Here is a 26,058-nt window from a genome sequence, read left to right on the forward strand (position 1 = left end):
AAGGGCTGGTTGATAATACCTGCCTGCCTTAGATTAACTAGGCAATCAGCCCTTGTGTTCCCAGAAAGGCCCACATCCGTAGGTGTGGGACGGCCCCTATACTACTACGAAGAGGGGTGAGGGAGAAGGAACGGAGAGGAAGTTTGGAACTGTAGGAGCGTAGCGTTCGCCTTTATCCTCGGATTTCAACCGCTAATAGCGGTTTCTAATCAAGAAATCTGAGGATAACAGCGACCGGAAGTCCAAACATTCCTTGTAGCGACACTAACCTCGCCACTCAGCAACAAACATTCCTCAGAGCGACGCTAACCTCACCACTCAGCAACAAACATTCCTCAGAGCGACGCCGACCTCACTGCACTTCGGTCCGGCATCGGTCGCGATACTCCTTAGGCGACATCCCCGTCTGCTTCTGAAATACCTTGGTAAAATAACGCCGCTCCTGATAGCCAACTCCGGAGCCAATCATCGTAATACTCTTATCACTGTTAGTTAGCATAAACTTAGCAGCTTCAATTCGTTGTAGGGTCACGTATTCCACGAAAGTCATAGCAAAACGATTCTTAAATAAGAGACAGAAATAACTGCCACTAATCCCGATCTTATTCGCCACTTCCTCAATCCCAATATCAGAATGGAGATGTTCTGTGATGTACTTAGCTGCTTGGTTCATCAGCTGATCCGGTGTTTTTTTGCCAGAATCATCTTCACCTTCAGGGATTTCCTGAAAAATTGGAATGCTATTATACAGTTTATTCTTAAACTGCTTACTACGGATCTTAGCCCCAATTTCCCGTACCTTATTGCCAAGCTCTTCATAATGTATCGGCTTACAAATATACTCTTTAACACCTAGCCGAATCGCTTCCCGTGCATAATCAAACTCCTGATATCCGGTAAGAAGCAGCACCTCGCTATCCAATCCCATCTCCCGCAACTTACCGATAAAAGTTAACCCGTCCATCACTGGCATACGGATGTCACATAACACAAGATCAGGCTGTTTCTCCTCGGCAATACGCAAAGCATCCATCCCGCTTCGCGCCATACCGACAACCTCCATCCCCATCTCCTGCCAAGGCAACACCCTGTTCAGATTATTCAGAATTGGGGCTTCGTCATCAACCAATAATACTTTTAGCATAATGATCTTCCCCCTGCTCGTATTTAGGTATGACACATTGGATAATAGTACCATGACCTGGACTAGAACAGATAAATATTCCGTACCTGTCACCGTATTCAATGCGGATGCGATCTGCTACACTGCGAATACCAAGACCTCTGCGTTCAAGATTCATCCGGTTATCCCGTTCAACCTTAACTTCTTGCTCCACAGGATCATTCACAATATATTGAAAAATAGCTAACTGAGACGGTGTAATACCAATACCATTATCTTCAATACGTAAAATCAAATCCCCCTGCTTCTCCCAAACTTTCACAGAAACATGACCTTTGTAATCAATGCCCTCAAATCCATGTTGAATGCTATTCTCTACAAGCGGTTGTAAAGTGAGTTTAAGGATACCGCAACTCATCAATTCATTCGGAATATCGATCTCGTATTCGAACAAATCTTCAAAGCGGAATTTTTGTATATCCAAATAATTGCGCAAATGTTTAACTTCTTCATCCAGTGTAATCTCTTCCCGATCCTGAATGCTGATTCGCAAAATACTGGCCAGCCTATAGACCATCTCACTAACTTTTTTGCCTTCATTCTGTATAGCGAGAACATTGATTGATTCTAATGTATTGAATAAAAAATGTGGTTTAATCTGTGCCTGCAGAACACGCATCTCAGCTTGATTCTTGCGACGCTGCTCCACATGAATTCTGTTAAACAACCCATTGATTTTATCCATAAGATCATTAAAACCCTTAGCAAGCAGCGTTAGCTCATCATTTCCTTTAACTTCTACCCTAGTGGTCAGATCTCCGTCTTCAACCCGGCGCATAAAACGAACAATGACAGCGATGCCGCCGGTAATCCGGTTCATAAAAAATAAATTGAAGATCACAGCTGCCAATAAGCAAAGGAAAATCACAGCGACGAACCAGCGAGCAAATACTGTAACTTCGTGAGACAGCGTATCCCAAGAAGTCACAGATACCAGACTCCATGGATAGTCCTTCAAGTGATACATGGAAAGAATGCTTTTCTCCCCGTTGTACTCTGTTTTGAAACTCTGAAACCCTTTTTTAAAGGTAATCTCTTTATCCGCGAAAGACTGGAAGTCCTGTCCATCCAGCTTTTGATCTGGGTCAAAAAGAATCATTCCATCATCATTTACAAGCATAAAGGATACATCCTGATTGCTATCCCCAATTTTTAGATTGCGAAATATGGATTCGAACTCCCAATTCTTGATCTGCACAACTAGGATACCTATGTTCTGAAAGAAGCTCAATTCCTTCACTAAGCGAATTTGTGTAAACACAGGTTCAGTACCCGTAAGCTCGGGATACTCGTGAGGAGCCAGCCATTTCGGCACACCATTCAAGTCCATAACTTCCTGGTACAGATCACTTTTTTTGAATGTATCATAGGGTAGCGTTCGGAAATTTTCCTTGTTAAAAAGCGACACGATTTCAGAGTTACCTCTACCGTTAAAATTGTACAAAAACGCATAACTGATCGATGGATGATTAAACAACAGACTACGGAAATTGCGCTGGCTCGCATTCAGATTCAGTTGCTCAGCATCAGTCAAATCCTGATTGGTAGGATCATCTGCACTAAGGGCCATATGAAATACCGAGGTAGCAATTCCGTTGTCTGTAACGTTATCCATATCTTTTAGTACATTAGAAATACTGTAGCTAATCGCTTTAAGTGAGTATTCCGACTGCTGGCTGTACTTTTTCTCAATAGAATTATAAGTCACAAAAAACATAAGCATGCCTAGAATAAATAAAGGAATGATAATCAGGCCCAAAAATGCCGTAAATAATTTATAGCGCAAATTCATCGGCTAGTGCCCCTGACTGAGAATAAAGTTATCCTTTTACGCCGCCCGCTGTTACACCTTCAATAATCTTCTCCTGCAGAATAGCATAAATGATAATTACCGGCAGGACGCTGAAGACGATACCGGCTGACATTTGTGCATAGTTCATTTGGTATTGATCACGGAATTGGACCATACCTACTGGAAGCGTTCGCAGCTCGTCATTCGACAGGAAGTAGTTAGCTAGCAAGAACTCGTTCCAATTTCCCAGGAAATTAACAATGAATACAGTAACCATAGCCGGAACCGTTAGAGGTACAATAATTCTAGCAAAGATACCCGGTGCCTTCAAGCCATCCATGACCGCAGCTTCTTCTATTTCTCTAGGTAAATTTCGCATAAATGCTGCTAAAATAATTATGGTAAATGGAATCGCATTGGCGATATAAGGAATGATCAACGCCCAGTGGGTGTTCAGTATTCCTAACTTACGTACAATCGTATAAATCGGCAGCATTAAAGCATTATTCGGAATGAGCATTCCTACTAAAACCAGTGAGAACAAAATAGTATTCCATTTCCCCTGACGCATCCGCGTAACCGCAAAAGCAAACATAGACGCAAGCAGAATGGACACTACAGAAGCAAGTATCGAAATGTACAAACTGTTGAAAAAGTAAGTACTGATCTTGGCATTTACCCAAGCTTCGACGTAGTTATTGAAGACGAATTCCTTTGGAATGCCAAAAGGATTAAGCGCAATCTCATTATTATCCTTTTTCACAGAAGAGAATAATACGAACAGGAAAGGAAACAGGATCACTAACAAATAGAATAAAAGGGCAATATGTGGCAGACTCTTTTTCAGGGCGCGTGGCATCAGTATTCAATCCTTTCTGTACGACGTGCAATCAGCAGCTGATAAAGGACTGTAACCACCAGTGTAAACGCAAAGATCAGGACAGCGATGGCATTTCCGTATCCATACTTAAAGTTCGTGATCGCATATTTAATCATGTATGTTGCCATTACATCGGTTGAACCTGCAGGTCCCCCCTTAGTCATAACGATGACAATATCCGCCGCTTTCATTGCTCCAGCAATGGATAGCATAATTACAACCGAGATGATCGGTACGATTAGTGGGAGCGTGATACGGGTAGCGCGTTGAAATCCGGTTGCGCCGTCAATGGCTGCAGCTTCATCCAATTCACCAGGAATAGCTAGAATCGCCGCTAGGACCATAACGATATAAAATCCAGTCCACTGCCAAGCATTCGTCAACAAAATAGAAAGCATTGCAAATCTCTCATCTGACAGCCAGTAAATAGGATTAATTCCTACTAGACTAAGGAGCTTATTAAAAAGTCCAATGTTGGGCTCATAGATAAACCCCCAGAGAATACCGATAACTGCTGTAGACATAATGGAAGGCATAAAGACTGCTGTCTTATATAAGCCTTTTAACTTCTTCACATTAGAAATCAATAACGAGAAGAATACGATCAACGGTACCTGGATACATACGGAGAAAAGAATAAACCAACCGTTGTTTTTAACGGATATCCAGAATCGTTCATCTCCTAATGCTTTCTCATAATTACTTAATCCGGCTGATTTAACCGTCTCCGATACACCGTTCCAACTGGTAAAACTGTAATAAATAGAACTGAAAATGGGGTAAATGAAAAACATCGTGAACAATATCAATGCTGGAAGAACGAAAAGGAAAAATACCACTGGATTTCTTAATGCTTTATTCATGACTACCTCCGGTTGCTTTGACATCTGGCGAATAGTGAATGCTTCAGATCAAGTGCAAACACATATTTTCTTTGATTTTAAAAATGTACCCTGGATTTAGCACCAGGGTACATTCAGTTTGCAGCTATTTATTCAACTGCTGCGTTTGCTTCTTCTTGTACCTTTTGCAAAGCTTCGCCCATTTTCTCAGGAGTCGTCTGATCGCCAATCAGTTTTTGAATTTGAATGTTACTGATTTCTGTAGTTACATCAGCTTGAACAAGAGAGTCAAATGCTGGGAACGAAGATTGTGAGTTGTTAAGTACACCTACGATTTCGCTCATCAGATCATCAGTAATATTCTCATTCAATACGTTTTGGTCAATCTTCATTGCTGGCAATACACCATCTTCAACAAGTCCACGCAATTGCATTTCTTCATTAAATAAGTTTTTAATAAAAGATTTCACAGCAGCCAATTGACGTGGATCTTTCTCAGCAGATGCAGAGAAACCATAACCATTGTTCACATCGCGCATCAATGCAGTTTGGTCGCCCGCTCCGCCTTCAACTGCTGGGATATTGAAGAAGCCAACTTTACCGATCAAACCTTCGCCAGATTGGCCAGTTTTAAATACGGAGGATTTCCAAGTACCATCATACAGCAGGATCGCTTCACCACTAGTAAATTGTGTTGTGTATTCAGCATATTCAAAGCCAAGTTCGCCTTTTTTGAAGTAGCCTTTATCAACCCATTCTTTATATTTCGCAAATCCTTTTACTACATTTGGATCAGACCATTTAGCTTCGCCTGTTGCAAATTTAGCAGTTACATCTGGACCTGCATAACGTGACCACAAGTGGTTAGCTAACATAAGTGGTACCCAACCAGCTTTGGATGCACCAGCCAAAGGTACTTTTCCATCAGCCTTGATATCAGCCAATTGTTGTTCCAATTCGGCAAACGTTGTTGGAGCCTTCCAGCCCTTGCTTGTATAGTATTCTTTGTTATAGAAGAAGCCTTCTCCAGAACCACCGATAGGCAATCCATAGATTTTTCCTTCATAAGTGAAAGGATCAAGATTTGAGAATTTATCCTTAATTCCAAGTTCCTCAAGAATTGGAGTCAGGTCAAGTAATTTACCTTCTTTAGCATAGATCTTGGAGTCAGGACTACCGAACAGATCGAAGATTTCCGGCGGATTACCCGCAGCCATTTCACCACGCAATTTTTCTTTACGGTTTACATCTGAATCTACCCCATCGAGTTTAAAGGTCAGACCCGGTACATCCTCTTGTACCTTGTTAACTACTTCTTCGAGAATAGCCAGACGTTTCTGCTTGTCTGCACCGATTTGAGTGTGACGAATCGTCATTTCAAATGGCTCGTTATTTACCGGTTCTTCTGTTGCAGGAGCATTTGTAGCGGCTGAATTAGTCGCGGTAGCGTTTCCATCTCCTTTGTTAGAAGACTCATTGTTGTTGCCTCCGCAACCAGTCAGTAAAGCTGATGATACGAAAATCAGGGACAATAGCAAAGTCATACTTTTTTTCATTTCTTGTGACCCTCCCTATATATTGATGTGCTTTACACTTCTTATTATAGAAAACAGACTTCATTATCGTAAGGTTAAGATTCATCCACTATAGGGATAAAAATCTCTAATGTAAGCGGAATCAACTACATTATAAGTTATATTACATAACACAAAAATGTTAAATCGCTTAATTTATTTGTTTTTCTCATCACAAAACTTTGTTTTCACTCTAGAAACAATTAATAAAACATCCAAATAGTCACATTACCTGACATATTCATTTATTATCCATCCCATTAACCACGTGTAACTATAGCATGTCTTTATTAGGAATAGTATAAAACTACCCCCTCAGAGGAGCTTTATCCCCTCCCTTTTTACTTCCTCATAACAAAAAACCGCACCTTCAGTGATCAACCACTGAGGGTACGGTCTCTCTTAAAAATATATATCTATTATACCAATGCCGTTTGCTTACGACCTTCTTCTACCAAGCGATATGCCCGTTGCACTTCTTCTTCTGTTGGAGAAGGTACTCCATCCAGTTCATAAGCTTTGCCGAGCATTTCCCATTTATAGATACCCATCTGATGATAAGGTAAGATTTCGAATTTCTCGACGCCATTTAAGGTTCCAATATAACGACCTAAGTTAATGAGATCCTCTTCACGATCATGAATACCAGGTACATACACATGTCGGATCCACATCTTACGATTATGGTCTGAGAGCCAGCGTGCAAGCTTCAAAGTTCTATCATTGGATTTACCAGTTAACTTGATATGCGCTTCTTCATCAATATGCTTCAGATCAAGCATAACCAAATCTGTAACGTCCAATAAGTCATTAATCTTGTCACCTTCGTTGTAGCCATTACTATCTAATGTGGTATGCAGATTCCAACGTTTTTTCACTTCCGTGAATAACTGCTTTACAAATTGCGCCTGCAAGGTTGGTTCTCCACCGGATACAGTTAACCCGCCACCGGATGAACGATAGTAGTTTATATATGGCTCGATCTCCGAAAGCACTTCTTCTAGAGTCATTTCTTTACCTTCATCTAAAGCCCAAGTATCAGGGTTATGGCAATACTGACATTTCAGCAAGCAGCCTTGCATAAACAAGACAAATCGAATACCAGGTCCATCAACGGTTCCAAAGGTTTCCAAAGAGTGTATGCGACCTTTAATCATAGGATGTCATCCTTTCGCCACGACAGACTAACAGTCCCTCTTTCAACGATGAAGCTTCCTGTCTTTGAGACTGTCATATCCCTAAATCGCGGCTATAAAATTTAAAATTTTAACAATTCTCAAACAAGATATTACCGCCCTTGAGACAAGGGCGGTATCTTCCTTGCAATTATTTCAATGTAGTACTAATTCAAAGATCTTCATGACAGAAACAAATTACATCGAACCGTGGAATGTACGGTTGATTACATCCATTTGTTGTTCGCGAGTCAGCTTGATGAAGTTAACTGCATAGCCGGATACACGAATAGTCAATTGTGGATAGTTCTCTGGGTGCTCCATAGCGTCCATCAGCTGTTCACGGTTAAATACGTTAACATTCAAATGCTGAGCGTTGTTATGGAAGTATCCATCCATCATGTGTACCAGGTTAGACTTACGGGAATCCTCGTCTTTACCAAGTGCCTTAGGTACGATGGAGAACGTGTTAGAGATACCATCTTGTGCATCAGAGTAAGGCAGTTTAGCTACAGAGTTCAGGGAAGCCAAGGCGCCTTTCTTGTCACGTCCGTGCATTGGGTTAGCACCCGGTGCGAAAGGTTCACCTTTCTTACGTCCGTCAGGTGTAGTACCTGTCTTCTTACCGTACACTACATTCGAAGTAATGGTCAGTACCGATTGAGTTGGCACAGAATCACGATATGTTTTGTTTTTACGGATCATAGTCATGAAGGTTTCAACCAATTCTACTGCGATGCTGTCTACAGCATCGTCATTGTTACCGTAGCAAGGGAATTCGCCTTCGGTTTCGAAGTCGATCGCAATACCTTGTTCGTTACGAATAGGTTTTACTTTGGCGTATTTAATTGCGCTTAGTGAGTCAGCTGCAACGGACAGCCCAGCAATACCACAAGCCATCGTACGCAGAATGTCACGGTCATGCAGCGCCATTTCGATACGTTCGTAAGAATATTTGTCATGCATATAGTGAATGATGTTCAAAGTGTTAACATAAGTTTTAGCCAACCACTCCATCATCGGTTTGAAACGTTTCATTACTTCGTCATAATCCAGATATTCAGAAGTGATCGCTGGGAATTCCGGTCCAACTTGTGCTCCGGATTTTTCGTCTATACCACCATTGATAGCATACAGCAATGCTTTTGCCAGGTTGGCACGAGCGCCGAAGAACTGCATTTGTTTACCGATACGCATTGGAGATACGCAGCAAGCAATCGCATAATCTTCACCCCAGTATGGACGCATTACATCGTCATTTTCATACTGAATTGCACTAGTTTCAATGGAAACCTTAGCACAATATTTTTTGAAGGCTTCAGGCAATTTTTCGGACCACAGTACAGTTAAGTTTGGTTCCGGAGCTGGACCCAAGTTGTACAGGGTGTTCAAGAAACGGAAGCTGTTCTTGGTAACACGAGTTGTTCCGTCTTCAGCCATACCACCGATGGATTCAGTTACCCATGTTGGGTCACCGGAGAACAGATCATTATAGTCAGGTGTACGCAAGAATTTCACGATACGCAGTTTCATTACGAAATGATCGACGATTTCTTGTACTTGTTCTTCAGTCAAAGTACCTTCAGCAATATCGCGTTCTGCATAGATGTCCAAGAAAGAGGACACACGGCCTAGGGACATCGCTGCACCATTTTGCTCTTTAACTGCTGCCAGATACCCGAAGTATACCCATTGAGTAGCTTCTTTGAAGTTGGTCGCTGGTCTGGAAATATCCATACCATGAGCGGCTGCCATTTCTTTCAATTCGCCAAGTGCACGAATTTGCTCGGACAGCTCTTCACGCAAACGAATAATATCTTCAGTCATGGAATCAACTTCAAGCTCAGTTTGTTGTTGTTTTTTGTCTTTAATGAGGAAATCAATACCGTACAGAGCAATGCGGCGGTAGTCGCCGATGATGCGTCCGCGGCCGTAAGCATCAGGAAGACCTGTAATTACGCCGGATTTACGCACAGCTCTCATGTCTGGTGTATATGCATCAAATACGCCTTGGTTATGCGTTTTGCGAATGTTCGTAAACATGTCAACGATGTTTTGTGGAAGCTCGAAGCCGTAAGCCTTCGTAGCATCAACCATCATCTTGATCCCGCCAAATGGCTGGATGGAACGTTTGAAAGGAGCGTCAGTCTGTACGCCTACAATTTGTTCCTTGTCTTTGTCAATGTAGCCTGGAGCATGTGAAGTGATTGTGGAGACAGTATCTAGGGAAACATCCCATACGCCGCCTCTTTCTCTTTCTTCCTTGCTCAATTGGGAAATAATCTTCCATAGTTCAGTTGTGTTACTAGTAGGTCCTACGAGGAATTCTTCGTTTCCTTCATAAGGCTTAATGTTACTTGCGATAAAGTTGTTAACGTCAACTTTTCTGGACCATTTACCTTTTGTAAAACTTCTCCAACCGGATTTCACTTCTTGTACATCTTTTTCAATCACCGACATGCTAAATCCCTCCATCTATATTTATAATATTTGTAGAGATCGCGGGCTTGAAGGTTGATCCCGTGTCTCGTGATCCCAAGAAAGATATGGTTGTTCGAAAATTCACAATCATTGTTCCATGTATGGGACCGTTGTTTATATAAACATTTTAGTTTATTTTCTATAAATAGACTGTGACAAATATCACCTTTCCGGTGATATTTGTCACTTATATCTAGTCCACAACCATCCTATTATCTACTTAACCAAATATTAATTATCAAATCTTCCGTAGAAAGCATTACGGTACACATCTGCAAGTTCAGATACCAGTGGCAGCTTAGGATTGGCAGTTGTACATTGATCTTCAAATGCACGGTCAGCCAAGTAATCTACACGGGATTCAAAATCCTTAGGATCAAAGCCCAGTTGTTGGAAGGATTCTTCGATACCCAGTTTTTTGTTCATATCGCGAATAGCATTGATCAGGCTAGTTACACCTTCTTCAGTTGTGCGAGCTGGCAATCCCAGAATACGGGCGATTTCTGCATAACGCTCGTCAGCTACGAAGTGTGAATATTTAGGGAACGAAGCGAACTTCGTAGGTTTCTTAGCATTGTAACGAATAACGTGTGGCATAAGGATCGCATTAGTACGACCGTGAGCAGTGTGATATTGACCGCCCCATTTATGCGCCAAACTGTGGTTAATACCCAGGAAAGCATTAGCAAAGGCCATACCAGCAAGTGTTGATGCGTTATGCATTTTTTCACGGGCAACTCTGTCGCCTTCAAGCGCCGATTTTTCAAGGTATTGGAATACCAATTGGATTGCTTTAATTGCCAGACCATCAGTGTAGTCACTCGCCATAACAGATACATAAGCTTCGATGGCATGTGTCAATACGTCCATACCTGTATCAGCTACAGCAGTTTTTGGCAAGCTATATACGAACTCTGGATCAATGATAGCTACGTCTGGAGTTAGCTCGTAGTCAGCCAAAGGATATTTAGTGTGTTGTTCAGTTGTTTTATCGGTAATAACTGCGAAAGATGTTACTTCCGAACCCGTACCCGAAGTAGTTGGAATCGCTACAAACTTAGCTTTGTTTCCAAGTTTAGGGAATTTGTAAACCCGTTTACGGATATCCATGAATTTTTGTTTCAGACCGTTAAAGTCTGCGTCTGGATGTTCATAGAATAACCACATTCCTTTTGCAGCATCCATTGGGGAACCACCACCAAGTGCGATGATGCAGTCCGGTTGGAATCTGTTCATCATTGCTGTACCTTTTTCAACTGTAGTTGTCGATGGATCTGGTTCAACTTCCGAGAACACTTCGATCGCTACAGGAGTTTGGCGTTGACGCAGGTAATGTTCAACTCTCTCAACATATCCGAGCTTAACCATCATTGGGTCAGTGATAATTGCGACACGTGTGATATCAGGCATTTTGGTCAGGTACTGAGTAGCGCCTTTTTCGAAATAGATCTTGTCAGGTACTTTAAACCATTGCATATTCACGGTACGACGATTCACCCTTTTCACGTTGATCAAATTAATTGCTGTAACGTTTTGCGACACGGAGTTACGACCATAAGATCCGCAGCCCAGCGTCAACGAAGGGATGTTAGTGTTATAGATATCGCCGATCGCACCATGAGTGGAAGGCGAGTTAACGAGAATACGTCCTGTTTGCAGACGGTTGGAGAACTTCATGATTACTTCTTCGTTGTTGGAGTGGATAGCCGAACTATGGCCCATACCACCAAATTCAACAACTTGTGCTGCGCGTTCGATACCTTGATCTGCGTTTTTAACTTTGTAGCAAGCAAGCACAGGGCTCAATTTTTCAGCGGACAATGGATATTTAGTGCCTACACCTTCAAGTTCTGCTACCAGAATCTTAGTGCCGGCAGGAACTTGAATGCCGCACATTTCAGCAATTTTCACTGCGGATTGTCCAACGATTGCTGGGTTAACCGCACATTTATCAACGTTCATAGCGCCGCTAGTAAGTTTGGCAGCTTCTTCTTTGTTAACAAAGTAGCAGCCATTAGCGATCATTTTCTTTTTCACTTGATCAAAGATTGGTTCTTCGATAATAACAGCTTGCTCGGAAGCACAGATCATACCATTATCAAATGTTTTGGAAAGAATGATGTCCGTTACGGCTTGATCGATATCCGCGCTCTTTTCGATGAATGCAGGTACGTTACCAGGACCTACGCCAAGAGCTGGTTTACCACAGCTATAAGCTGCTTTTACCATTGCAGAACCGCCTGTTGCGAGAATAAGTGCAACGTCAGGGTTGTTCATCAAAGCGTTTGTTTTGTCCATCGTTGGCATTTCAATCCATTGGATACAATTCTCAGGTGCGCCAGCTTTTACAGCCGCATCATGAAGAATTCTAGCAGCTGCTGCACTACACTCTTGCGCAGATGGGTGGAAACCGAATATAATAGGGTTCCGTGTCTTAATCGAAATCAACGCTTTAAACATCGTGGTGGATGTAGGGTTGGTTACCGGTGTGATACCCATTACAATTCCGACGGGCTCAGCAATTTTTTGGAAGCTTTCATAAGCATTGTCTTCAATAACGCCTACTGTTTTATCGTATTTAATTCCGTGCCAGATATATTCTGTCGAGAAGATGTTTTTAGTAATTTTGTCTTCGTAAACCCCGCGGCCAGTTTCTTCTACAGCCAATTTAGCGAGGTACATATGTTTGTCGAGTCCAGCCAACGCCATTGCATGAACGATTGTGTCAACTTGCTCTTGATCCAGCGCCATGAATGCCTCATGTGCTTTTTTCGCTTTATCCACTAAAGTCTGAATATACTCTTCAGCGGTAGTTTGTTTAACTTGGGCGGCGACTTCGTTCTTAACTGCCATCTCCCTCGTCCTCCTGTCAATTTTTAGGTTGTTTTTCTCTACACATTTATCTTATCACATCATTTCCACCTTGTATAGTGAAATCTTTCACAAAGTATAAAGTTTTTTTGATTTGTTTTCAAAGCGCTTTCATTCGATCATATTATAGCTTTTTTTCCATTATTTATGCTTTATTATTCCTTAAATTTAAAGTTTGCGTTTAAAAAGACAAGAACTGATACCCATTTTCTGCCTTTCTGCTCGCAAAAATATTTTAAAAAAGCAAATCTAATTTTGTTGACACTCTATTTTTCCATTGGCCTCTAAAAAATAGTCGGATGCCCCCCGTCGTGTTGATTTATAAAAATATCAATAATATAAACATAAAAAAACCGACTCCTATGGAGCCGGTTCTGTTCTTCCTAGCTATTCTACTTTAATTGTGTCGAAGAATTTCTCTTGCACTGTTTTGGCAGCAGCTTCAAGCTGTGTCTTGGAATCTGTTCCTTTTTTGGAGAACAGCTCTTGAATTACATTGGACATGGTTGCGTAGTAGTCCTGTGTATTGTATTGCGCTTCCGGTTTACCGTCCAGCAAACCTAAAATATCAGGGCTGTATTGATATACATTTGTATATTTATCATACACAGCTTTCGTTTTCTTGCCGAAGTCAGAATCTGCAGAATAGTAATCTAAGAGCGGCGGAATAAAGTATTTACCATCCGTTGTACGTTGTTGCAGAACCGCATCCAGTGCTTCTAGACCTTTATCGGAGAAGTAATCAAATGTAATATAACGGAATGCCATTTCTTGCTCGTCTGGTGTTGCATTTGGATTGATTACAAGGTAGTCACCACCAAGTACCCCGGTGTGTTTTCCGCCTTTTTCCATTGCAGGCATTGGATACGTAAGTACATCTTCTGGTTTCAGACCGCCCTGATTCAACGCTTGCTCAATAACACCGTCAGATCCAGCCATTACCATTGCTGTACGACTTTGTTGGAATGCGCCTACAGCATCACCCCAGCCCAGTGCCCAGTCCTGAGGAATCGCGTTTGCTTCCCATCTAAGTTTCTTGTAGAAATCCAGCGCTTTAATCCCAGCCTCAGAATTAAAAGTAGCTACAACCTTACCGCCTTCAATCTTCTGAATTTCACCGCCAGCTTCGAACAGGAAGTTGGTCCAGTTCCAGCCTGCTTCATTCCCTTTACCCATTGGAGCAATACCGGAAATACCTTTTTTGGTATCAGCTACGCCTTTGGCGGTATTCAGCATATCATCCCAAGTCCAATCCATAGGTGGAACAGCAACGCCTTTTTCGTCCAGCATTTTTTTGTTGATCATTGTGGTTGTTACATAACCCTTTTGAGTTACGCCGAAGACTTTACCGTCAATGATAAATTGATTTTGGAGAACCGGGTTAATTTGATCCTTAAATTCGTATTTATTCCACAGATCCGTAATGTCAGCTACCCAGCCTTTTTCAACTAGGAATTTTGCTTCTGTAGCGTAGGTGTTAAAGAAGGTTGGAGCTTCATTCGCTGCCATTTTGATGCCGATTTCACTTACATTGTACTGCCAATCGTCTTTGACGATTTCAACATTCGGATATTCCTCTTGGAAACGTTTGATCTTGTCATCTTCCTGTGCTCTAACTTCGGTTAGGTCAGGGGTTGGATAGTGAATTTTGATGGTCACTTTTCTTTGTGTGATATCATCAGTTGGCGCTGCTGTAGCACTGCCAGCATTATCTGTTGCAGCATTCGTTGGCGCAGTAGTCGCTTCCCCTTCCTTGTTTCCTGTCGTGTTTCCGTTATTGTTATTACCGCCGCAAGCGGTTAACAACGATCCGGCCACAAGGAGGCTTAGTAGCACGCTAGAGTACTTACGCATTGAAACTCCCCTTTTCAATTCATAGTTATCTTACATATCGATCATAAAAGAGAAATCGTTTACAAACGAGGTGCATTTATATTCCTTTCATGTGCATGTTTACGATCCGTGACTAAATCCGTCGATCCGCGCTTATCCCTTAACTGCTGATAATGCGACGCCACGCATAATGAACTTTTGGAAGATCAGGAAGACAAGGATCGGCGGCAACGATACGATAAATAGGATGGCGAATTTAATATTCGTATTAAGTGCCTTTACATTAATAACGTATTTATAGATTGCTGTCGCGAGCGTATATTTCTCTTCACTGTGCATAACCAGAGATGGCCAGAACCAGTCATTCCATGCGGTAGAAAAGATAAAGATCGCCAGCGTAGCAAAAATCGGAACCGACAATGGCACTGCAATGGAGAAAAAGCTTCTCGGCTCAGAGGAACCGTCAATCCGCGCTGCTTCAAAAATTTCAGGGTGTATCCCATCAAAAAAGTTCTTTAAGAGTAGAAAATAGAATGTATTCGCACCAGCAGGCAGCCAAAAAGCAGCGTACTGATTCAGTAATCCAAGCTCTTTTAGATTGACAAAGTTGGGAATCATATAGCTGGTCGCCGGAATAAACAATGTCATCAGGAAAAAGAAATAAATTGCCTTTCTGTAAGGGACATTCATACGAGAAATGCTGAAAGCAGACATTCCCAATACTACTAGTGTCACGACCATATTCCCCACAAAAATATAAATGGTGTTTTTAAGGAACATCAGCAGATCAATGTAATTCATCGCTTCCTTAAGGTTGCTGAAGTGCCATTCCTGCGGGAAAAAATGCGGTGGGAATGAGTTCACCTCTTGATTCGATTTCAGTCCGTTAAATAACGTCATACAGATCGGATACAGCATGCTAAACACCATAATCAAAATGACCACGCACATCAAGCCATAAACGATCTTATTGCTTGTTTTTTTCAAATCATGTTCTGAGAGAATCCCTCTGTCTGCGCTCTTCATCTTAGTTGTCCTCCTTGTTAAGCTTGAACTGTAAAATGCCCAAACCACCTAGGACAATGAACATTAGCATGCCAAGCGCAGTCGCCGTTCCATAATCGAGTCGCGTAAAAGCATATTTTACGATCAGCAGCGCATAGGTAAGCGTAGTATTATTCGGTCCACCATCAAGCAGCGCCATTTGTGACTGATACCCTTGTGAAGTCCCGATAATCTGTAATATCAACATCAAAATGATCAAATTACGTAGCGAAGGCAATGTGATGTACTTTATACGTGCCCACACACCAGCCCCATCAATCTCAGCTGCTTCATACCAATCCCGCGGAATGCTGAGTACAGCAGCCAAGTATATTAACATCCCTGATCCAAACTGCTGCCACGTCTCCATAAAAACAAGAGAAATCATCGACCACCTTGTATCTGTCAGGAAGGCAACCTGGTCCACACCAAGCGTGCTTAATACCGCATTGATTGGGCCCACCGGATCATAAAGCCATCTCCAGAGTCCATATAGAACCACACCAGGCATAACGAAAGGAAGGTAAGCCGCTACCCGTACAAAGCCCCCAAACCTTCTCAGCTCCGAGATCATAATGGCAAAAGCGATCGGAACCCAGAACCCGATAATAAGACATAGAAGCATGTAATACCCTGTATTTTTTAACGCGGTCAAAACATCTGGATCACTAAGGGCTCTAGCGTAGTTCTCAAAACCAACAAAGCTATTTCCTTTTACAAAATCAACATGGTAAAAGCTGTACAACAAGCCTTTAAAAATTGGCACCCACAGGAACATTACAAAAATAATCACAGCAGGTACGAGGAACATATATCCCCAAAAGTTTTTCTTCCAGCGGTTTTGCTTGTAAGGTGTACCCTTCAGCGCCGGCGGATTTTCGGATACAACTGCGGTTTGATTCATCAGGCTCCCTCATTCCATTTTTCTTTCAGCATTTTTCGCAAAATGCTTCCTACCTTAAATTGTAGAAAATGAGGGTTGTACTGAACATGTCTAAATCTACCGAAGTAGTATGTGTTTTTACTTCTTCAATTCACTGGGGCTAATCCCATAATATTTTTTGAAAATTTTACTAAAATGCTCCGGTGATTCATAACCTACACGCTCGGCAATTTCGTATCTGCGAAGATCAGTGTTCAAAATCATGTCCCGGCTTTCTTCCATCCGCAGCTTAATTACATATTCCCACAGGTTGTAACCTGTATTTTTCTTAAACAAATAGCTCAAATAATTAGGACTGACATGGTTTTTCTTAGCCACTTCATGGATGGTTAATCCTTTTTGCGCATAGTTCTCGTCAATATACTCTCTTGCTTTCTCTACAATCAGATTGCTGCGTGTATGAAGCTCTTCTACTGAAGGATCGGTTGTGTAGCTGTTCCAATTAAAATCCCCGTAGTAAAACACATAATGGTCATTATGTTCATTATTCCAAAGAATGGCTTTGGAGGCTTGACGGTTCAATACAGCCATAAATGATAGACCCTTGAGAATCTGGCTGATGCCGATGACTGCATTTAAGTGCAGATATTTTTGAATATTAAAATGAAGACTGCGGCCAAGAATATCTAGCCTATTGATTTGACTGGCAGACGAATCTTCATAGCTTTTTTCATCCCATTGAATAATGATCGTTATTTCTTCATCCTCTGCGTAAAAGGCTGTCGAGTTCCACTCCTGATCCATCAGCTCTTTGGCGATATTCAGCGCGGCATAACAAAGAAGCCGTCTGTCCCGCAGGGTGTAGTGCTTCTCCTGATTCATTCCAGCCAGAGGCACCTTAATTTTTAAGACGGAAAAATACGGCCCTTGCAGCTTCAGGTTATCCAGCTTTTGTAAGCGTTCTGCATCACACAGTACACCTTCAGGCTCATTGAGCAGCTCATTTAATAACTTGCTGTATTCCGGAAGCGGCTCTTCCAGCCGAAAGCTTTCGTTAATCCCTGACATGAAAATGTCCAATTCTGGTGATGGTTTGCCCATCTTAAGCAGCACATTTCGCACCGAATCCAGAAATTGCTCACTGTTCAAAGGTTTGATCAAATAATCCTTCGCGCCAAGCCTAACCGCCATTTGCGCATATTGAAATGTCTCGTGTGCAGAAATCACGATGGTCTGTACCCAGGGTTTGGCCAATTTTGCATGCTGCATCAGATCAATCCCGCTCATTGCGCCCATCTGAATATCAGTAACGAGCAGGTCTATTTCCTCCATCCGAATGCAGTCCAGCGCTTCAAAACCACTGTTTGCTGTATAAATATGGTCTATGTTTAACCCCGAAGAAGCTAATAAATTGCTCAGCCCTTTACAAATCAAGGGTTCGTCATCCACAACTAATATATTGAACATATCTGTATGCTCCCCTTCCTTAGTCCTGATTCTCTGATTTCGGAAGCTTAACCGTCACCAATGTACCGCCCTCTTTACGAGGCGTATAGCTGATGCCATAATCAGAGCCAAAGTGTAAATGTATGCGCTGGTTAATGTTGCGAATCCCGTAACCGCTGGCCGGATTTGGACTGTCGTCATTCAGCACAGCTTCAATGGCCTGATAATCAACAGACTTATATCCGTTATCTTCAATAGTGATCTCGACGGTATCGTCCACACAAACTGCGCTAATGATGATTTCCCCATCCTCGCCCATATTTTTGACACCATGAATAATAGCATTCTCAATTAACGGCTGCAGGGTAATTTTAGGAATTAGATTTCTTTTCGTATCTGGATGAATCTCCATTACAACACGAAATATATAATCATACCGGTGCTGCTGCAGCTTGATATAGGCCGTTGCATGCTCCAGCTCTTCTTCAAGGCTAATCAGCTCCCTTCCCCGACTGAGGCTAATCTTCATAAGCTTGGATAATTCCTTGATCATCTCGGCGGATTCAACGTTACCTTCCAGCGAGCTTTTCCAGTAAATACTCTCCAAAGTGTTGTAGAGCAAATGCGGATTGATCTGTTGATAGAGCAGTTGAAGCTGTGATTCCTTCTGTTTTAGCTCCATCTGATATTTATAAGTAATTAGTCCATTAAGCCTGCGGGCCATGTCATAGGTAGATCCAATCAGCACACTGACCTCATCGTTACTCCCTCTTTTTGGCGTCTCAGGGACACGATTGCCTGGCTCAAACTTTCGGACGAAAAAGGCTAACTTTTGCAAAGGCGTCATTAATGAACGCCAGAAATAAGTAATCATGATTAATCCAAAAACAGCATAGGCCACAGTTATGTATTGAATCACACTTTTCATTTCGTTTTGTTGCTGCAGCAGTGCTTTTACGGCGATTTTGTAGACTAGCTTCTGTCCTAAGGCGTGGTTATTATTGACCACATAAATAAAATCCGAGGTAATAACATCCACGGTACCTTCCAAATCCTCAGCAATGACCGTTTCCGGCAACGTAATGATCTCACCAGTATTATTCGTAGTAGAAGCGAGTACACGATTATCCAGATCCGTTAAGTAAATATCACCATCAGGCAACGATATGGATTTGAGGGATTCTCCGATTTTCGCGTCCATCTTGGTAATGACTAAGACCCCAATAGTCTCAGCTTTCCTGGAGATGTTATTGACAGCTCTCATATAGGTAAGAGTCTTCAAGTTTTCCGCTTGCGCACTTAGCTTCCCTGTGAATTTTAGAGATCCGCGGCCCTTTTTCTGGACAACCTCCTCGAACCAATATGGCTCTTCCGCTTTGGAAAAGAAATATACCCCCGCCTTCTTAACCTGTGGGAAATTGGGTGCAAAAAAATAATAATCCTCGGGATCGTATATATAAAGGGAATAATAGATGCCGTCCCCACGCTCAGCTCCCTGCGAGTAACTGACCAACAGCTTCTCTATCGTCTCATAGCGTTTAACCCGCTCCAGGATGGTATCCGAACCCGTCATATTAATCTGCTGAATCAGAGGGTTTTGAATTACAGTGGTAGTAATTTTATTTACGGTATCGATATCTCGGTTAATGATGGTGAAGTTTTGCTTGTTCAGCTCTACATAAGCATTCGTCACATGGCGCTTCAGAATTTGCTCAGCCTTCATATTCCCGTAAATGTTCAAAAACAGAATGGGCGAGATCATAATCAGAAACAGCAGGATAAGCTGCTGTTTGACGTTCAGCTTCAGAATCGGCCGAATCAGCCTAGACAACATCGAGATACACCTCCGGGTTCAATAACTATATCAAAGTGATAAACGCTTACATATGTTTATTTTAAAGTTTTTTATGTTCATTTGTATGTAGTTTTTTCTGTTGGACGGATAAAAAGAGCACGATGATATGTTCGCCACTACGTGGAGCGTTTGGGCTTACGATCGCTGTTATCCTCAGATTTCCTGATTTTCTACCGCTGAGCGGTAGAAATCCGAGGATAAAGGCGACCACTGGCGTTTCTCCAGCTCCAAACCTCCACTTCGCAACTCCATCAACGAACTCTTAAAAACCGCAAACAGAAAAAGGGGCGGACGGCGTAAAGACCACTGCGTGGGGCTAGGAGGAATGAACTCTATATGGAAGAAGTGCGATGTATGTTCTTGAACACTTGAACACTCAAGTACTTCAATACTTGAATGTGCTTTGCTGTTGGGCGTCTGGATTACTTGATGTGCTATTTAGCTGCTTCTTGAGCGTTGGATTACTTAATGTGCGACTTACTACTTATTCGGCGTTTTACATTCCCACACACCCCTTCACGATGAGCGATCGGACTCAGATGCAGCTATTTGGTCAAATTTCAGCTTTTACGGGGAGTTTCGGACTCCAGAGGCGTTATTCGTTCCAAACATACGCGATATGTGGGCTTTTCGAGCCAATAGAGACTATGGAGTCCGATAGGTTCGCAAATGAGCCGAATTTTGGCTAATAGCGACTATGAGGTCCGATAGACAGTCTGAGCTAGCTAAATACAGAGACTTTGCACAAAAAAAGACCGCCCCCAAAGTCATCCGCTACTTTGGAGTCGGTCCCTTGTTCATTTAGAAATTTAGTCTGTCAGCAGCTCATACAATCCTTTTACGACCAGATCAGCTTCTTTCAGCACCTCAGGTTTGCCGATACCTACAACCTTCATTCCAGCAGCTTTACCTGCTTGAACGCCTGCCTCAGCATCTTCAAACACAACACATCCATCCGGCTGCAAGCCTATCTCTTGAGCCGCGATCAGGAATACCTCTGGGTCAGGTTTGGCTAGTGACACTTTGTTGCCGTCAACAACTGCATCGAATAAGTCTGTAATGTTCAGCTTATTCAAAATAAACTCAGCGTTCTTACTGGCTGAACCTAACGCAATCCCAATCCCACGTGATCTCAATCCTGTTAGGTATTCTTTCACTCCAGGCAGCAGCTCCGATTCCTCGAGTCGAGAAATGTATTCTACGTACAGGCGGTTTTTCTTCTCCGCCATTGCCTGCTTCTCTGCTTCCTCAAATTCCAGGCCACCCACTTCCAGCAGGATATCAAGCGATCTCATCCGGCTCACACCTTTAAGCCGTTCATTATCCTCCTCCGTGAATTTAAAGCCAAGCTCATCTGCAAGACTCGCCCACGCCAAATAATGATATTTGGCTGTATCTACGATCACGCCGTCCAGATCAAAGATGGCGCCTTTCATATTTTCCAACATTGATTTGCTTCCTCTCCGTTGTGTATTAATATTTATACTCCCGTTTCGACAAAGCCAGTCGAAGGTTCTCACCAGCAGAGCACGACTTGCCTTCTCCGCCTTGCACCGAGAATACTAAGTCTCCACTGTAATCAGCAGCTGTGATCACAGTGACTTCATCCTTACTGATCCGCAGTTGGATGGTATCGCCGCGCAGCGTAACCGGAAGCTGAACAGACTGCCAATGTTTCGGCAGAGATGGATTGATGTGCACAACCCCTCCGTCGTAGTCCAGCCCAGCAAAGCCAAGAACCGCAGCCATCCAAGCACCACCATTCGCAGCTGGATGAGTCCCTCCGATGTAGAGATCCCCTACATATTGCTTAGATTCGCCGGTGAGATCGACGGTAGCCGTACGCATAAAATACGGATAGCCCCAATCCGGTGAACCAATATCAGCAGCTACCAAAGCGTAGATACAAGGGCTTAAGCTTGATCCATGTTCCGTACGCGGTTCGTAAAATTCCCAGTTTGCTTGTTTCACTTCCTTGCTAAAGGAGTGTTTAAACAGATTCAGCATCAACACAACGTCTGCTTGTTTAAGTATGGTTGTGGTGGTAGCTAAGCCATTGCCGCCGCCAAAATACTCATTTTTATTAAGCACACGTGATTTCAGCTCTGTTAGCTCTACATCCTCCAAGGTGAGGTACCGGTCGAATTGTTCAATAACAAGACTGGCAGGATCAGGCTGTGGAACATAAAAGCTATCCAGCATCGTTTTGAACTCCTTCAGGAATGGCCCTGAGCTAAACGGAGCGGATAATTGACTGTACTCCTCAGGATACTTCGCTTCCAGCAAAGCTGCCGTACGCAAGGCAATCTCCAGCGTTTCTTTAACCAGTGCATTCGTAAACGCATTATTGTTCACACGCTCATGATATTCATCCGGACCTGTTACATCCAGAATCTCAAACCGCTGTTTAACCGAATTATAGTAAGCGTAAGAGTAGAAAAAGCGAGCGCATTCCCAGATCACCTCTGCTCCTCCACTAGTAAGCAGACTTTCATCGCCTGTGAATTGAACATACTTCCAGATCCCATGCACAACGTCACCACTGATATGAACCTGCTTATCGCGGAAATAGGTCCGCATCGGCCGGCCTGTAAATACATCATTCACATTAAACAAAGTACAGGCATCGTCTCCCGTATCCTGACTTTCCCAAGCATAAAATGCGCCCAAAAATCCATATTCCGCTGCCTTACGGCGAGCACCATCCAATGTATGAATCCGGTACATCATCAAGTTCCGCGCTACCTTAGGATCACTGTGCAGGAAAAACGGCAACATAAACATTTCCGTATCCCAGAATACAGCTCCCTTATATACCTGACCCGATAATCCCCGGGCTGGAATAGACACCTTCTCCGAAACTGTAGGGGCAATGATTAACAGCTGATAGATACTATATCTCAAGGCAAATTGGGCAGCTTCATCACCTTCGATGATTACATCGCTGTGTGACCATCTCTCGTCCCATAACAGACGATGAGCCTTAAATAACGCCTCATAACCCAACGCCTCAGCAGCATGGACAGATTTAACAGCTTCCGTCTCCGGCTGATCCGCATCAAGTCCAGTATAGACTGCTACATACTTAAACCATTCATACGTCTCACCCGCACGGGCATCAAAAGAAATCCGGCGAACAGCAGCCCCATCTTCCAGTAGCTCCTCACCAAAACTGAAATACGCCCTCTCCGCCACAACAACCGGAATCTTCAATTCTCCGCTAACAGAAGAAGAGATCAGCACCTCGTCCTTGAGCTGTACCTTTTGTCCGTAAAGATGAGGCCCATTGATATCCCACACATCTACGTCAATTCCCGTCTCAATCGCTACTCGGCAGTCTTGAGTACTGCGAATAGAGTATTTACTAACGAGCAAGTGAAGATTATCCTGGCTTACGAAACGATCTGCGGTAAACGTCAACGCCCCACCGTCAGATACAGCATATTCAGTGCTCCGATGATGAATGGCATTTCGGATATTCAGCTCCTGAGTATGAACGACCGGTTCACAGTCAAGCACACTTAAGAGCTGATCATTACAGAAAACTTTGGTCAACAATCCATTAGGGGCATTAACTGGTTCTCTCCATTTGTCCCCCTCTTTGTCATATAGTCCTGCGAGGGTGACAGCTACTAGCTCAGTTTTACTGAATTCCTCCAGTGTGCCGCGATACCCCATGTAGCCGTTGCCTAACATATATTTGTTACCGTTCGTCGTCACAAGCTGTTTATCAAAACAACTCTCCTTTACGATCCAGTTCATCCTGCCAGCATCCCTTCGCCTAGCGGAAGCGTCTTCCCGGAAGCATCCACTGTAATCGACTGTCCGTACACTATAATTTCGGTACTTCCACCATTAACCGCAGTGATTGTTACTGAATTTTTGTCGACCGCAATTCTCAGAAGCACTCCTTCATACAATACTTGGAAGCTATATTCATCCCAGCGTTCTGGCAGGGTTGGCTGAAAGGACAGACGTGCTCCATCCGAACGCATTCCACCAAAGCCGTAAACAATATTCATCCAAGCAGCTGCAATTGAGGTAGTATGCAGCCCTTCACGGGTATTACGGTTATAGTTGTCTAAATCCAGTCGAGTAGCAAATTCAAAAAACGAATATGCTTCCTCGGGTTTGCCGATTTCACTCGCCAAAATGGAGTGGATCGAAGGTGACAGCGAAGACTCATGAATACATCTAGGCTCGTAATATTCATAGTTCGCCAGCTTCGCTTCTTTAGAGAATTGTCCGCTGTACAAGAACATAAACATAAGTACATCCGGCTGCTTAATCATGTCATAGCGATACAAACGATCATATGACCAGTTCGAATATAACGGGAATTCTGTAACAGGAATCGAATGAATATCAATATGTGGCATATCGAAGAACCCATCATGCTCTTCATAAACTCCTGTCACTTCGTCAACCGGAATCCGCATATGCTGCGCCTTGTTTTCCCAATCGGTGAGTTCCTCGTCATGAAGTTCTGTTTTCTCTACCACAGCTGCAAAAGCAGCAGGAGCCTGTTCTTTCATCTCCCGAAGAGTCTCTAGGGTGTATTCAAAAGATTGTTGAGCCATCAGATTAATGTAGCAGTTGTTATTGACCATCAATTGGAACTCATCAGGGCCCATAACGCCAAAATAACCATATTCCCCGCTGCGTTGCCCCCATTGGCCACGTGTAGCATAGAATCTGCTGATCTGAATCAGCATCTCAGCCCCTTTACTGTGCAGGAAGCTTTTATCACCGGTATTTTTGACATAATGCCAAATGCCATAAGAAACAGCAGTCCCTACATGAAGCTGAAGATTAGAGTGCTGCCAGAGATCACAGCTTTCTGTTCCATCTATAGTAGCAATTGGATAGCAGGCTCCCTCACAATCCACCTCTTTAGCGCGCTGCATAGCCTGTGGCAATGTTTTATATCTGAATTCCAATAAGCTCCGGGCAGCCTTTGGATTATTGAACATATAGAACGGTAAGCAATAGGATTCTGTATCCCAAAAAGCCAACCCACGATATACTTCACCCGTCAGCCCTTTGGCACCAATATTAAATCCGGGATGATCGCCATGATAGGTCTGATAAAGCTGGAAGATACAGAAACGAATACCCTGCTGATTCTCAGGATCGCCCTCAATTCGGATATCACTTGTCTCCCAGATGCCCTTCCAATAAGCTGTCTGATCAGCGATTATTTGGGTATCTGTCAATTGGCTTGCTGTTTCAGCAAGAGACAGACCTTTGTTCCACAGCTCTTCAGCTGTATGGGCAGAATCACTATCCGAATAGTTCATAACCAGTTTGGTAAAATAGGAAACTTCTCCTTCCGTAAGGTCCAGAGTGAAATTTTGTCCAATAAACTTATCACTCTCAGTAGCAGTGAGCTGCAACGGCTGCGAGGATTGTAAGGTAAAGCTTGAGAACAGCTTATTCCCAGTGTTCACTGTACTGGCCATAATAGCAGAGGACGCTCCACTTACTCCGCTGCGGAGACTGTTCCACATACATTCGCCGCGTTCTTCATGAATAATACCGAAATCAAGACCTGCACAAATGTCCACGCTCCCTGAGAAATTAAGGGGTTCAAACTCCACCCGCTGCAACCCCAAATGAGACATAGTCATGCTGACCAGACGTGTAAAGACTACTTTTAGCGACTTGCCATCGTTTAGATGCCAGATTAGCTCTCTCCGATACGTACCCTTACGAAGATCCAGCTTGCGCACATAATCTGTTACGTTGCTTTTTGCTAAATCAAGCTGTTCACCATCTATAGATAGACGTGTATACAGCCAGTCCACCGCATTCACCATATATCTCAGCGAGCGAATAATCCCTTTATAGTGATTGCCAATATCCAATTGTTCATTTAATCCATTAAAATAACTTCCTTGCAGGGTGTCACCTGAATACCCTTCCTCTGCATATCCGCGTACACCCATGTATTCATTACCCAATGAAAAAATAGATTCCGAAGTCCGATTTCTTTCTGGATCAAAGCCCTCTTCAATAATTGCCCACGGATCAACCTTAAGATATTTGTCTGCTACTTTAGCCATATATGATTTCTCCTTCTCCTGATTTTTGCTCCAATTTCAGGATATCGCTGCATAGCAATAGAGCCAATGTCCGACCGTAATGAAGATGTGTGCATTTATACGGAGTTGAGATAAAACTAATTTCTTTAACATGA

Annotated in this window: 16 protein-coding genes; all 16 read right to left on the reverse strand. The window is 42.9% G+C overall.

The genetic code is table 11. The features are described from left to right. Window positions 1–352: 352 nt before the first annotated feature. A complete protein-coding gene (locus MKZ16_RS23065; protein WP_036682908.1) occupies window positions 353–1,144 on the reverse strand; it encodes a response regulator in 792 nt (263 codons plus the stop codon). Continuing rightward, window positions 1,122–2,975 (reverse strand): sensor histidine kinase, encoded by a 1,854-nt coding sequence (locus tag MKZ16_RS23070; protein WP_076104373.1) that lies wholly within the window; start codon window positions 2,973–2,975, stop codon window positions 1,122–1,124. The genes MKZ16_RS23065 and MKZ16_RS23070 overlap by 23 nt, the downstream gene beginning before the upstream one ends. Before the next feature lie 28 nt (window positions 2,976–3,003). After that, complete coding sequence (locus MKZ16_RS23075) at window positions 3,004–3,834, reverse strand: carbohydrate ABC transporter permease (protein ID WP_036682912.1); 831 nt, start codon at window positions 3,832–3,834, stop codon at window positions 3,004–3,006. After that, window positions 3,834–4,718 carry a sugar ABC transporter permease gene (locus tag MKZ16_RS23080; RefSeq protein ID WP_036682917.1) on the reverse strand — a complete coding sequence of 295 codons (885 nt, stop codon included), beginning with the start codon at window positions 4,716–4,718 and terminating at the stop codon, window positions 3,834–3,836. Before MKZ16_RS23080 ends, MKZ16_RS23075 begins: the two co-directional genes overlap by 1 nt. Before the next feature lie 128 nt (window positions 4,719–4,846). Beyond that, window positions 4,847–6,253 (reverse strand): extracellular solute-binding protein, encoded by a 1,407-nt coding sequence (locus MKZ16_RS23085; protein WP_036682919.1) that lies wholly within the window; start codon window positions 6,251–6,253, stop codon window positions 4,847–4,849. Window positions 6,254–6,690: 437 nt separating this feature from the next. Then, window positions 6,691–7,428, reverse strand: a complete 738-nt coding sequence (gene pflA, locus MKZ16_RS23090; RefSeq protein WP_036682920.1) for a pyruvate formate-lyase-activating protein — start codon at window positions 7,426–7,428, stop codon at window positions 6,691–6,693. Between the two features lie 216 nt (window positions 7,429–7,644). Then, on the reverse strand, window positions 7,645–9,906 hold the full coding sequence (gene pflB / locus MKZ16_RS23095) for a formate C-acetyltransferase (RefSeq protein WP_036682923.1): 2,262 nt from the start codon (window positions 9,904–9,906) through the stop codon (window positions 7,645–7,647). 252 nt (window positions 9,907–10,158) lie between these two features. After that, complete coding sequence (gene adhE, locus MKZ16_RS23100; RefSeq protein WP_038572553.1) at window positions 10,159–12,780, reverse strand: bifunctional acetaldehyde-CoA/alcohol dehydrogenase; 2,622 nt, start codon at window positions 12,778–12,780, stop codon at window positions 10,159–10,161. 405 nt (window positions 12,781–13,185) lie between these two features. Continuing rightward, window positions 13,186–14,652 (reverse strand): extracellular solute-binding protein, encoded by a 1,467-nt coding sequence (locus MKZ16_RS23105; protein ID WP_036682927.1) that lies wholly within the window; start codon window positions 14,650–14,652, stop codon window positions 13,186–13,188. Window positions 14,653–14,784: 132 nt separating this feature from the next. Continuing rightward, window positions 14,785–15,657 (reverse strand): carbohydrate ABC transporter permease, encoded by an 873-nt coding sequence (locus MKZ16_RS23110; protein ID WP_036682930.1) that lies wholly within the window; start codon window positions 15,655–15,657, stop codon window positions 14,785–14,787. A gap of 1 nt (window position 15,658) precedes the next feature. Then, window positions 15,659–16,579 carry a sugar ABC transporter permease gene (locus MKZ16_RS23115; RefSeq protein WP_038572554.1) on the reverse strand — a complete coding sequence of 307 codons (921 nt, stop codon included), beginning with the start codon at window positions 16,577–16,579 and terminating at the stop codon, window positions 15,659–15,661. A 117-nt stretch (window positions 16,580–16,696) separates the two neighbouring features. After that, window positions 16,697–18,025, reverse strand: coding sequence for a response regulator (locus tag MKZ16_RS23120; protein ID WP_076104372.1), 1,329 nt, complete (start codon window positions 18,023–18,025; stop codon window positions 16,697–16,699). 19 nt (window positions 18,026–18,044) lie between these two features. Continuing rightward, entirely contained in the window at window positions 18,045–19,838 is a 1,794-nt protein-coding gene (locus tag MKZ16_RS23125) for a histidine kinase (RefSeq protein ID WP_036682936.1), read from the reverse strand. A gap of 830 nt (window positions 19,839–20,668) precedes the next feature. Then, window positions 20,669–21,307, reverse strand: coding sequence for a beta-phosphoglucomutase (gene pgmB, locus MKZ16_RS23130; RefSeq protein ID WP_076104370.1), 639 nt, complete (start codon window positions 21,305–21,307; stop codon window positions 20,669–20,671). A 25-nt stretch (window positions 21,308–21,332) separates the two neighbouring features. Further along, complete coding sequence (locus MKZ16_RS23135) at window positions 21,333–23,621, reverse strand: glycosyl hydrolase family 65 protein (RefSeq protein ID WP_076104369.1); 2,289 nt, start codon at window positions 23,619–23,621, stop codon at window positions 21,333–21,335. Continuing rightward, window positions 23,618–25,924 carry a glycosyl hydrolase family 65 protein gene (locus MKZ16_RS23140; RefSeq protein WP_076104368.1) on the reverse strand — a complete coding sequence of 769 codons (2,307 nt, stop codon included), beginning with the start codon at window positions 25,922–25,924 and terminating at the stop codon, window positions 23,618–23,620. Before MKZ16_RS23140 ends, MKZ16_RS23135 begins: the two co-directional genes overlap by 4 nt. Window positions 25,925–26,058: the final 134 nt, after the last annotated feature.

Source organism: Paenibacillus sp. FSL R5-0928 (assembly GCF_037970385.1).
In the GTDB taxonomy this organism is placed as follows: domain Bacteria; phylum Bacillota; class Bacilli; order Paenibacillales; family Paenibacillaceae; genus Paenibacillus_AQ; species Paenibacillus_AQ odorifer.